The sequence below is a fragment of the Phenylobacterium sp. genome, assembly GCF_035475775.1.
Classification (GTDB): Bacteria; Pseudomonadota; Alphaproteobacteria; order Caulobacterales; family Caulobacteraceae; genus Phenylobacterium.
The window spans coordinates 20,697-30,591 of sequence record NZ_DATIMC010000053.1; the positions used below are offsets into that span (position 1 = coordinate 20,697).

12 protein-coding genes are annotated in these 9,895 nt (G+C 72.6%); 9 read left to right on the top strand and 3 right to left on the bottom strand.

Annotated features, from left to right (window positions below; genetic code table 11):
- Positions 1–8: 8 nt before the first annotated feature.
- The 7 genes from VLI41_RS06530 to VLI41_RS06560 all read left to right on the top strand — a co-directional run bounded on the left by VLI41_RS06530 (position 9) and on the right by VLI41_RS06560 (position 6,655).
- The gene (locus VLI41_RS06530; protein ID WP_325267256.1) at positions 9–1,280 is read left to right on the top strand and encodes a glutamate-5-semialdehyde dehydrogenase; all 1,272 of its coding nucleotides are present in this window, start codon (positions 9–11) and stop codon (positions 1,278–1,280) included.
- Entirely contained in the window at positions 1,246–1,905 is a 660-nt protein-coding gene (locus VLI41_RS06535) for a nicotinate-nucleotide adenylyltransferase (RefSeq protein ID WP_325267257.1), read from the top strand. The genes VLI41_RS06530 and VLI41_RS06535 overlap by 35 nt, the downstream gene beginning before the upstream one ends.
- 28 nt (positions 1,906–1,933) lie before the next feature.
- Positions 1,934–2,407 carry a ribosome silencing factor gene (gene rsfS, locus VLI41_RS06540; RefSeq protein WP_325267268.1) on the top strand — a complete coding sequence of 158 codons (474 nt, stop codon included), beginning with the start codon at positions 1,934–1,936 and terminating at the stop codon, positions 2,405–2,407.
- 82 nt (positions 2,408–2,489) lie between these two features.
- Complete coding sequence (locus VLI41_RS06545; RefSeq protein ID WP_325267258.1) at positions 2,490–3,881, top strand: amidase family protein; 1,392 nt, start codon at positions 2,490–2,492, stop codon at positions 3,879–3,881.
- On the top strand, positions 3,882–4,346 hold the full coding sequence (rlmH, locus tag VLI41_RS06550; RefSeq protein WP_325267259.1) for a 23S rRNA (pseudouridine(1915)-N(3))-methyltransferase RlmH: 465 nt from the start codon (positions 3,882–3,884) through the stop codon (positions 4,344–4,346).
- Positions 4,346–5,194: a murein hydrolase activator EnvC family protein gene (locus VLI41_RS06555; RefSeq protein ID WP_325267260.1), complete on the top strand. Its 849-nt coding sequence runs from the start codon at positions 4,346–4,348 to the stop codon at positions 5,192–5,194. Before rlmH ends, VLI41_RS06555 begins: the two co-directional genes overlap by 1 nt.
- 72 nt (positions 5,195–5,266) lie before the next feature.
- Positions 5,267–6,655, top strand: a complete 1,389-nt coding sequence (locus VLI41_RS06560) for a S41 family peptidase (RefSeq protein WP_325267261.1) — start codon at positions 5,267–5,269, stop codon at positions 6,653–6,655.
- Positions 6,656–6,749: 94 nt separating this feature from the next.
- On the opposite strand, the gene VLI41_RS06565 is transcribed toward VLI41_RS06560, so the two are convergent.
- Positions 6,750–7,178, bottom strand: coding sequence for an RcnB family protein (locus tag VLI41_RS06565; protein WP_325267262.1), 429 nt, complete (start codon positions 7,176–7,178; stop codon positions 6,750–6,752).
- A 176-nt stretch (positions 7,179–7,354) separates the two neighbouring features.
- Here VLI41_RS06565 and VLI41_RS06570 point away from each other — a divergent pair, with 176 nt between their 5' ends.
- A complete protein-coding gene (locus tag VLI41_RS06570; protein WP_325267263.1) occupies positions 7,355–7,504 on the top strand; it encodes a lmo0937 family membrane protein in 150 nt (49 codons plus the stop codon).
- Positions 7,505–7,510: 6 nt separating this feature from the next.
- Here the strand turns inward: VLI41_RS06570 and VLI41_RS06575 are convergent, their stop codons facing one another.
- Positions 7,511–8,419: an alpha/beta fold hydrolase gene (locus VLI41_RS06575; protein WP_325267264.1), complete on the bottom strand. Its 909-nt coding sequence runs from the start codon at positions 8,417–8,419 to the stop codon at positions 7,511–7,513.
- Positions 8,416–8,553: a hypothetical protein gene (locus tag VLI41_RS06580; protein WP_325267265.1), complete on the bottom strand. Its 138-nt coding sequence runs from the start codon at positions 8,551–8,553 to the stop codon at positions 8,416–8,418. The genes VLI41_RS06575 and VLI41_RS06580 overlap by 4 nt, the downstream gene beginning before the upstream one ends.
- Before the next feature lie 334 nt (positions 8,554–8,887).
- Here VLI41_RS06580 and ald point away from each other — a divergent pair.
- On the top strand, positions 8,888–9,895 hold a 1,008-nt coding region (ald, locus tag VLI41_RS06585; protein ID WP_325267266.1), incomplete at its 3' end, for an alanine dehydrogenase.

Consider the following 9,895-nt stretch of genomic DNA (forward strand, 5'->3'; position numbering starts at 1 on the left):
GACCTTCGATGGACGACGCAGGCGCGAGCTTGCAGGCCGAGATGATCGCCATGGGCCGCGCCGCCAGGGCCGCCGCCCAGGCGCTTCGGCTGTCCGACGCGGCGGCCCGCACCCGCGCCATCGCCGCCATGGCCAGGGCGGTGCGCGCCCAGGCGGCCGCGATCCTGGCGGCCAACGCCCGCGACGTGGCCGCGGCGCGTGAGGCCGGGCTCGCGCCGGCCATGCTCGACCGCCTGGTGCTGGACGAGGGCCGCCTCGAGGCCGTCGCCCGGGCGCTGGAGACGGTGGCCGCGATTCCCGATCCGGTGGGCGAGGAGATCGCCCGCTGGACCCGCCCCAACGGCCTCGACATCGCCCGCGTGCGCACCCCGATCGGGGTGATCGGCATCATCTACGAGAGCCGCCCGAACGTGACCGCCGACGCCGCGGCGCTCTGCGTGCGGGCCGGCAATGCGGTGATCCTGCGCGGCGGCTCGGAGTGCCTGGCCTCGAACCTCGCGATCCACGCCGCGCTGGCCAAGGGTCTCGCCGAGGCCGGCCTGCCGGAGAGCTGCGTGCAGATCGTGCGCACCGCCGACCGCGCCGCCGTGGGGCTGATCCTGGGCGGCCTCGAAGGCGCCGTCGACCTGCTCATCCCGCGGGGCGGCAAGAGCCTGGTGGCGCGCGTGCAGGCCGAGGCCCGCGCGCCGGTCCTGGGCCACCTGGAAGGCGTGAACCACGTCTTCCTGCACGCCAGCGCCGATCCCGCCAAGGCCGTCGACATCGCCGTCAACGCCAAGCTGCGCCGGGTCTCGGTCTGCGGCGCGGCGGAATCCCTGCTGGTGGACCGCCTGGCCGCCGCGCGCCTGCTGCCGCCGGTGGCCGCAGCGCTCGCCGCGGCCGGCTGCGAGCTGCGCGGCGATGCGGCGGCCCGCGCCATCGTCCCGATGGGCGAGGCGGAGGAAGCCGACTGGGGGACCGAGTACCTGGCGCCGATCATCAGCGTGGCCGTGGTCGCCGGCGTCGAGGGGGCCGCGGCGCACATCGCGACCTACGGCTCGGCCCACACCGACGCCATCGTGGCCGAGGATCCGCGCGCCGCCGAGGACTTCGTCGAGCGGGTGGATTCGGCCATCGTGCTGGTCAACGCCTCCACCCAGTTCGCCGACGGCGGCGAGTTCGGCTTCGGCGCGGAGATCGGCATCGCCACCGACCGGCTGCACGCCCGCGGTCCGGTCGGCGCAGAGCAACTCACGACCTACAAGTATGTGGTTCGCGGGACCGGCCAGACGCGTCCCTAGGGCGGGCCGGCCCGCGACCCTGCGCATGGGCCTCCACCTGGAGCCCGGCATGCGCGTGGGGCTATTCGGCGGCTCGTTCAATCCGGCGCACGAGGGCCACGCCCACGTCGCCGAGACCGCCAAGCGCCGGCTGAAGCTGGACAAGGTGATCTGGCTGGTCTCGCCGCAGAACCCGCTGAAGCCGACCCACGAGACGGCCGAGCTGCGCGCGCGCATGGCGAGCGCCCGCGGCTACGCGAAGGGCCGCGGCATGGTGGTCTCCGACGCGGAGAGCAGGATCGGCTCGCAGTACACCATCGACACCGTGCGCGCGCTGAAGGCGCGCTACCCGCGGGTGAAGTTCGTCTGGATCATGGGCGCCGACAGCCTGGCCTCGTTCCATCGCTGGCGCGGCTGGACACAGCTCATGCGCGAGACGCCGGTGGCGGTGGTCTCGCGGCCCTGGATCGCGCTGCGGGCGCGCGCCTCGCCGGCCGCGCGCAGGTTCGCCCGCTTCCGCAAGCCCTCCGCCCAGGCCGCCCTGCTGGCCGACATGGCGCCGCCCGCCTGGGTGTTCCTGCGGGGCCCGTTCAATTTCCAGTCTTCCACCGCCTTGCGCGAACGCATGCGGCAAGCCACGTCTTGAGTTGGGCGGCTGACCCGGGCCCGCGCATCTGCTAGGGTCCAAGGAGCGAGGACATCAGAGGAGCACCCCGCTGAACCGCAAGACCGCGCCCCGTGCGCAAGAGGCCGCCGCCCCGGTCCCCCCGGCGAGCGCCGAGCCATCGCAGGACGACCAGAGTCGCATCACAGCTCTGGAGGACCTGATCCTGGGACGCCTGGACGAGGACAAGGCCCAGGACGTCGTCTTCATCGATCTGAAAGGCAAGAGTCCCGTCGCCGACGGGCTGATCGTGGCCTCCGGCCGCTCGCACCGGCACGTGGGCGCGCTGGCCGACCACCTGCTGCGCCTGCTCAAGGAGGAAGGCTACGGCCGCGCCCGCGTCGAAGGCCTGCCGCACTGCGACTGGGTGCTGATCGACGCCGGCGACGTGATCGTCCACCTCTTCCGGCCGGAGGTCCGCTCCTTCTACAACATCGAGAAGATCTGGTCGGTCGAGCCCCCGGCCCAGCGCGTCGCCGGCTGAGGCTCCCTGCCCGGGTCGGGTCCCGGAGGGGAGTGGACTTCCCGCCCTCGCCCGGCGCACCATGGCCGCAGGAGGATCAGCCATGTCCGAAACCACCATCTCACGCGACCTCTTGGACGGCTCGGCGGGCGAGCTCGCCAGGGCGCTGGCCGCCCGCCAGGTGAGCGCGCTGGAGCTGGCCGACGCCGCCATCGCCCGCATCGAGGCGCGCGACGGCGCCATCAACGCGGTGGTCGTGCGCGACTTCGCCCGGGCCCGCGAGGCGGCCAGGGCGGCGGACGCGGCGCTGGCGCGCGGCGAGCGGGGGCCGCTGCTGGGCGTGCCCATGACGGTGAAGGAATCCCACGACGTCGCCGGCCTGCCGTCCACCTGGGGGTTCGAGCCGTTCCAGGCCTATGTCGCGCCGAAGGACTCCATCGGCGTGGCCCGCCTGAAGGCGGCCGGCGCGGTCATCCTGGGAAAGACCAACGTGCCGGTCATGCTCTCCGACTGGCAGTCGGTGAACCCGATCTACGGCCGCACGGTGAATCCCTGGGATCCGACCCGCTCGCCGGGCGGCTCCTCGGGCGGCGGGGCCGCGGCGCTGGCCGCGGGCATGATCCCGCTGGAGTTCGGCTCCGACATCGGCGGCTCGATCCGCGTGCCGGCCGCCTTCTGCGGGGTCTATGGCCACAAGCCCAGCTTCGGCCTGATCCCCACCCGCGGCCACGCGCCCGGCGGGCTGGACGGCGCGCCCGTGCCGCTGGCTGTGGTGGGCCCGCTCGCCCGCACCTCGGCGGACCTCGCGCTGGCGCTCGAGGTGCTGGCCGGCCCGGACGAGCTGGAGGGCGTCGGCTACCGCCTGGCCCTGCCGGAGCCCCGGGGGACGCGGCTTGCGGATTACCGGGTGCTGATCGTGGACGCGGTCTGGGGCGTGGCCCTCGACAACGAGATCAAGGCCGCGCTGGCGGCGCTCGCAGAGCGGCTGGAGCGCGCCGGCGCGAAGGTGACGCGCGACGCCTCCCGACTGCCCGAGCCGGGCCGCTCGCGCGAGGTCTACATGGGCCTGCTCAACACGGCCATGAGCCGCGGCCGCCCCGACGCCCAGCCGATCGATGCGCATCGCTACATGGCCCTGCTCGACGGACAGCTCGCCCTCCGGCGCGCTTGGGCCGAGCTGTTCGGCGAGTTCGACGTCGTGCTGGCGCCGGTCATGGGGACCGTCGCCTTCCCGCACACCGACGAGGCCGACTGGTCCAAGCGGACCCATGCGATCAATGGCCAGGCCACGCCCTACGGCGAGCAGATCGCCTGGCCGGCGATCGCGCTCACGCCCAACCTGCCGGCGACCGCCGCCCCGATCGGCTTCACCAAGGGGGGCCTGCCGATCGCCGCCCAGATCATCGGGCCCTATCTGGAGGATCGCACGACGCTGGCCTTCGCAGGCCTGCTGGAGCGCGAGTTCGGCGGCTTCCGGGCCCCACCGCCGCTGTAGGTGCGGATCGCCATCGTCGCAGTGGGGCGGCTTGGCCGCGGCCCCGAGGCCGACCTCGCGAAGCTCTATGCCGAGCGCGCCACCGCCGCCGGCCGCGCGCTGGGGCTCGGGCCGGTCGAGGTGATCGAGGTGGCGGCCCGCAAGCGCGGCCCGGCCGCCGAGGCCGAGGCGATCGCGCCGCATCTGGCGGAGGCCCACCTGATCGCCTGCGACGAGCACGGCGAGCCTTCGAACTCGCGCGCCTTCGCCCAAGAGATCGGCCGGCTCAGGGACCGGGGCGTGCGGCGCCTGGCGTTTGCCATCGGCGGGGCCGACGGCCTTGCGCCGCAGGTCCTGGAGAGCGCGCAGGCCCGGCTCGCCTTCGGGCCGCAGACCTGGCCGCACGCGCTGGTCCGGGCCATGCTGGCCGAACAGCTCTATCGGGCGGTCACCATCCTGGCCGGATCGCCCTATCATCGCCAGTGATGGCGCTTCGCTTCCTGCTCCCGCCGCTCGCCGCCGTCCTGTTGCTGGGCGCCGCGGCGCTTGCCGCGACGCCGCCGCGGCTCGCCCGGCTCAACCTCGCCGAAACCGAGCTCTCCGCCCAGCAGGCGCGCAACATGAGCGAACTCGCCCGGCTGCTCTCGGTCCTGGAGCGATTGCGCCGCGATCCGCCGCCGGCCCTGCTCGTCTCGCCGCAGGAGGCCAAGGACTCGGTCCGCGCGGCGATCCTCGTCAAGGCCATGACTCCGGAGCTGCAGCGCCGCGCCGAGGCCTATGCCCGCGCCGCCGCCGAGATGGGCCGCGAACGCCGGCTCGCGGCCGTCGAGAGCGCGGCCCTGTTCACCCGCGAGAGCCAGGCGGCCGATGCCCAGGCCCTGCCGCAGAGCCCCGCGCCGGGGCTGCGCGGCCGTCTCGCCCACGCGGCCGCGGGGGGCCGCCCCGCGCCGCCTGCGCGGCTGGTGACGCCGGTGGCCGGGCCGGTGATCCGCCGCTTCGGCCAGCCGCTGCCGAGCGGCGGTCGGGCCAACGGCATTTCGCTTGCGGCCCCGCGCGGCGCCGCGGTCGCCGCGCCCGGCGCCGGCCTCGTCCAGTACGTAGGCCCGGTGAAAGGTTGGGGCGTGATCTTGATCTTAAGATTGAGCGGTGGATACCATCTGGTGCTTGCAGGGTTGGATCGTTCGGCGACGGTCGTCGGACAATCCGTCGCGGCAGGTCAGACTGTCGGATGGATGCCGGATGCTCGACAATCCTCGCCGGAACTCTATCTCGAGGTCCGAGACCAGGGCGCGCCTGTCGATCCGGCGAGGTGGCTCGAGACCAACGCGGGTTGAGCGTCGCGAAAGGCGCTACGTGGGGGCCTGTGTTTTAGGCGGCGCGCGCCGCAAGGGAGCCTGCGTCAGGCGATGAAGAAGTACCTGTTGATCGGCGTTTCGGCCTTCGTGCTCGGCGCCGGGTCCATGGCCTACGTGTCGAGTCACGCGCTCGCCTCCGCAGAGCCACGGGCCAAGACCTATCGCATGCTGGGCCTGTTCGGCGACGTGCTGGACACCGTCGAGCACCAGTACGTGACCGAGGTCGACGACACCAAGCTGATCCAGTCGGCCATCGACGGCATGCTCACCTCGCTCGATCCGCACTCCGGCTATCTCGATCCGGCCAGCTTCCAGGACATGCGCGACCAGACGCGCGGCGAGTACGGCGGCCTGGGCCTCGAGGTCACCAGCGAGGACGGCGTGGTCAAGGTGATCTCGCCGATCGACGACACGCCGGCCGCGCGCGCCGGCCTGAAGCCCGGCGACTACATCACCGCGGTGAACGGCGAGAGCGTGCTGGGCCTGTCGGTCAACGACGCCGTCAAGGAGATGCGCGGCAAGCCCGGCGAGGCCGTCACCCTGACCATCGCCCGCGAGAAGACCGATCCGTTCGACGTCAAGCTGGTCCGCGAGATCATCAAGACCAAGACCGCCACCGCCAAGATGGACGGCGACTACGGCGTGCTGCGGATCTCTTCGTTCGGCGAGAAGACCACCGACGAGGCGACCCAGGCGTTCAACGACCTGAAGGCCAAGAACCCGCGCATGAAGGGCCTGGTGCTCGACCTGCGGAGCAACCCCGGCGGGCTGCTGGATCAGGCGGTCGGGGTCTCCGACCTGTTCCTGCAAGGCGGCGAGATCGTCTCCCAGCGCGGCCGCGATCCGCGCGACGTGGAGCGCTACAACGCCCGGCCCGGCGACATCACCAACGGCATGCCGATGGTCGTCCTGATCAACTCCGGCACCGCCTCGGCCGCCGAGATCGTCGCCGGCGCCCTGCAGGACCGCAAGCGGGCGCAGATCGTCGGTCTCACCAGCTTCGGCAAGGGCTCGGTGCAGACGGTGATCCCGCTGCGCGGCGGCCTGGACGGGGCGCTGAAGCTGACCACGGCGCGCTACTACACGCCCTCCGGGCGCTCGATCCAGAAGACCGGGATCACGCCCGACCTGGAGGTCGCCTCGACCAAGGAGGAGGCGCAGGCGATCGCCAATCGCGCCTTCCAGTTCTCGGAGGCCAGCTTCCACAACGCGCTGAACGCCCAGGAGGGCAAGACGCGCGCGGCCCCGCACGAGCCCGCGGAGGCGCCGCCGGAAGCGTTCGATCCCAAGAAGGACTTCCAGATGGCCCGGGCGGAGGACGTGCTGCACTACGGCTCGGTCGCCGCCACCCCGAAGCTGCCGCACCCGACCGCGAAGCTCGCGGAGATCATCTCCAAGTCGCGCGTCGCCCAGGTGAAGCCGCCGGTGGTCGCCAAGTAGCCGTCATCCCGGACGGGCTGCAAGGCCGATCCGGGACCCGGGCTCCGAGCTTAGGAACGTCCCCTCCCGCGGCCCGCGGGAGGGGATTTTCGTCTCAGTGGCGATAGTAGTGGCGGTCGTTGTCGGCCAGCGCGCCGCCGATGATCAGCCCGATCACGCCCGAGGCGATCGCGGCCTCGACCACGTCGCCGCTGTCGTCGCGATAGTAGCGGTAGCCCGGCCGCGGCGGCGGCAGGTTATAGGCCCGCCAGTCGGAGACGATGTAGCGGTTGTCGCGCCAGTAGGGATAGCGCTCGCCGGTCCGCCAATGGCCGGCGTAGCCGTTGTAGCCATAGCGGCCGCCGTAATAATGCCAGTGGTGGTGGTAGTCGCGATCGTAACGGTCGCGGTCGCGGTCCCGGTCGTAGTCCCCGCGGTCGCGGTCATGGTCGCCGTAATAGCCGGGCTGCGCCGCCGCCAGACCGGGGGCTGCGACCCCGCCCAGCGCCGTCGTGGCCGCCAGGGCGATGACAAGAGCTTTCATGATGATCTCCTCTCGCGACGCGTTCGACGCATCGCGTTTTCCGATCTGTCCCGGCCACCCCAACGCGACGGCGGCGTCCCAGGTTGCGCTCGCGGGCGGTCCGGAACGCGGCGCCGAGCTTCGCATTAGGCAGCCCAGCGCCTCCTGCGCGCGTCATTCTCAAGGAGTTTCACCCCGTGTTGCTGGCCATCGCCGTCATCCTCTTCATCCTGTGGCTCGCGGGCTTCCTCGCCTTCCACATCACCACCTTCGCGATCCACATCGTCCTGTTGATCGCCATCGTCCTGGTGATCCTGCACTTCGTCCGCGGCCGCCGCGCGCCGTAGCGCCGCTCAGGGCGCCCGCGCCCGCCGTCGCACGTCGCTGAGGTCCAGCGGCGCGCCGCGCACGGCCCGCGCCACGGCCCGGATCGCCGCGGCGACGAGGACCGGGTTCTCCAGCGCGATCGAGTGCCCGTTCGTCTCGGCGACCACGTGCGCGCTGTGCGTCGAGAGCGCCGCCAGCCGCGCCTGGGCTTCCGCCCAGCCGTTCTCCCAGACCGCCATTTCGCCCGCGTAGGGGCGGCCATGGCTCAGCACCACCAGCGGCTTGTCGCCGAGCCCGCCGAAGCCGCCGGCCGCCCGCTGCGCGCTCGTCGCCAGGCCGATCGCCGCCAGCTCGTCCAGCGAGGCCGTGAAGTGCTCGGGCCGGCGCAGCACCCACAGCATCGCCGCCTGGGTGGCCTCGTCCCGGCCCGCGGCGCGGATCGCGGGCTCGGCCTCCCGGGCGAGCGCGCCCGATGCAGCCCGCCGCGCGGCCTCGCGCAGCTCCGCCTCGTGGAGGGGGCGCATCGCCGCCATGGTCGCGAAGTACTTGGCCTCCTCCGCCGCATCGACCAGCACCATGCCGGCCACGGTCGCCGGGAACCGCTGGGCAAAGGCCCGCGCCAGAAGCCCGCCGAACGAGCCGCCGACCAGCACGATCGGCCCCGGCTCGCCCACGGCCGCGAGAAGGGCCGCGAGGTCGTCGGCCATCGCCTCGAAGCTGCGCGGCGCCGTCGGCGGATCGCTCCAGCCCAGACCCGCCCGGTCATAGGCCAGGCAGCGCGCGAACCGCGCGACCCTGCGCAGCACCGGCCAGTCCTGCACCGAGGCGCCGCCGCCTCCGCCCGATTCCAGCACCACCGCAGGCGCGCCCTCGCCCGCCGCCACCACGTGCAGCCGCCGCCCCCCGATATCGATCAGCTGGCCTGGGGGATTCATGCGGCAAGCCTCGCCGTCGCCGCCTCGGATGCAACCCCCAATCCGTTCGTTCCCGGCCACGCCAACCCCGCGATGCTGTCGGGCAGGGCGGCCAATGGATTGTCGGTGGCGCGCAGCTCGATCAAGCCCTTCATGCACGACACCGCCTCGGGCCAGACCTCGAAGGCGTTCTCGCTGATGTTCAGATAGCGCAGCCGCGTCGCTCGCTTCCCGCCCCCATGCCCCACAGTAGCCGAGCCAATGTCGGGTTCAGCTGCAAACTTTCCGCCCAGTGGGGTATGCGGGAGCCCAGTAAGCCGCTCGTTCCCGCGGAGGCGGGAACCCAAGCCGACTCAGGCTCGGATGGCAGGGCGCCGCTTGGATCCCCGCTTCCGCGGGGATGACCGGAGGAGAGATGGCTTGACCCGCGCGACGATCTCCCCTCAAACCACCGCGCCTCCGCAATAACCGTCCCCGAAGGAGCCGCTCATGCGCGTCGGCGTGCCCCGCGAGATCAAGCCTGACGAATACCGGGTCGGCCTGACCCCCACGGCGGTGCGCGAGTACGTGACCCACGGCCATCAGGTGGTGGTGGAGCAGGGCGCGGGCGCAGGCGCCGGCTACTCCGACCAGGCCTACGTCAAGGCGGGCGCCGAGATCCTGCCGGGCGCCGAGGCGGTGTTCGAGGGCGCCCAGCTGATCGTCAAGGTGAAGGAGCCGCAAGCCGTCGAGTGGGCGAGGCTCACGCCGAAGCACATCCTCTTCACCTACCTGCACCTGGCACCCGATCCCGCCCAGGCCGCGGGCCTCCTGGCCTCCGGCTGCGCGGCCATCGCCTACGAGACGGTCACCGATGCGCAGGGCGGGCTGCCGCTGCTCGCGCCGATGAGCGAGGTCGCCGGCCGCATCGCGGTGTTCTCGGCCGGCGAGACGCTGCTGAAGCACAACGGCGGCATGGGCCTCCTGATCTCCGGCGTGCCCGGCGTGCCGCCGGCGCGGATCTGCGTGCTGGGCGGCGGCGTGGTGGGCGCCAACGCCGCGCGCATGGCCGCGGGCCTGGGCGCCGAGGTCACGATCGTCGAGCGCTCGATCCCGCGCATGCGCTACCTCGACGACATCTTCGCCGGGCGCGTGCTGACCCGCTACTCCACGCTCGATGCGGTCGAGGAGGAGGTTCTGAAGGCCGACGTGGTGATCGGCGCCGTGCTCACCGCGGGCGCGGCCGCGCCCAAGCTGGTGCGCAAAGAGCACCTCAAGAAGATGAAGCCCGGCGCGGTCTTGGTCGACGTCTCCATCGACCAGGGCGGCTGCTTCGAGACCTCGCGCCCCACCACCCACATGGACCCCACCTACGTGATCGACGGGGTGGTGCACTACTGCGTCGCCAACATGCCGGGCGCGGCGCCGCGCACCTCGTCCGAGGCGCTGGTGCACGCCACCCTGCCGTTCGGCCTGCAGCTCGCCGACAAGGGGCTGGACGCGCTGAAGAAGAACAAG

Bases quoted from the DNA above. Each gene is read 5' to 3' on its own strand.
- VLI41_RS06530 (WP_325267256.1), top strand. From the start codon at position 9: ATGGACGACGCAGGCGCGAGCTTGCAGGCCGAGATGATCGCCATGGGC.
- VLI41_RS06535 (WP_325267257.1), top strand. From the start codon at position 1,246: ATGTGGTTCGCGGGACCGGCCAGACGCGTCCCTAGGGCGGGCCGGCCC.
- VLI41_RS06545 (WP_325267258.1), top strand. From the start codon at position 2,490: ATGTCCGAAACCACCATCTCACGCGACCTCTTGGACGGCTCGGCGGGC.
- VLI41_RS06555 (WP_325267260.1), top strand. From the start codon at position 4,346: ATGGCGCTTCGCTTCCTGCTCCCGCCGCTCGCCGCCGTCCTGTTGCTG.
- VLI41_RS06560 (WP_325267261.1), top strand. From the start codon at position 5,267: ATGAAGAAGTACCTGTTGATCGGCGTTTCGGCCTTCGTGCTCGGCGCC.
- VLI41_RS06565 (WP_325267262.1), bottom strand. From the start codon at position 7,178: ATGAAAGCTCTTGTCATCGCCCTGGCGGCCACGACGGCGCTGGGCGGG.
- VLI41_RS06575 (WP_325267264.1), bottom strand. From the start codon at position 8,419: ATGAATCCCCCAGGCCAGCTGATCGATATCGGGGGGCGGCGGCTGCAC.
- VLI41_RS06580 (WP_325267265.1), bottom strand. From the start codon at position 8,553: ATGAAGGGCTTGATCGAGCTGCGCGCCACCGACAATCCATTGGCCGCC.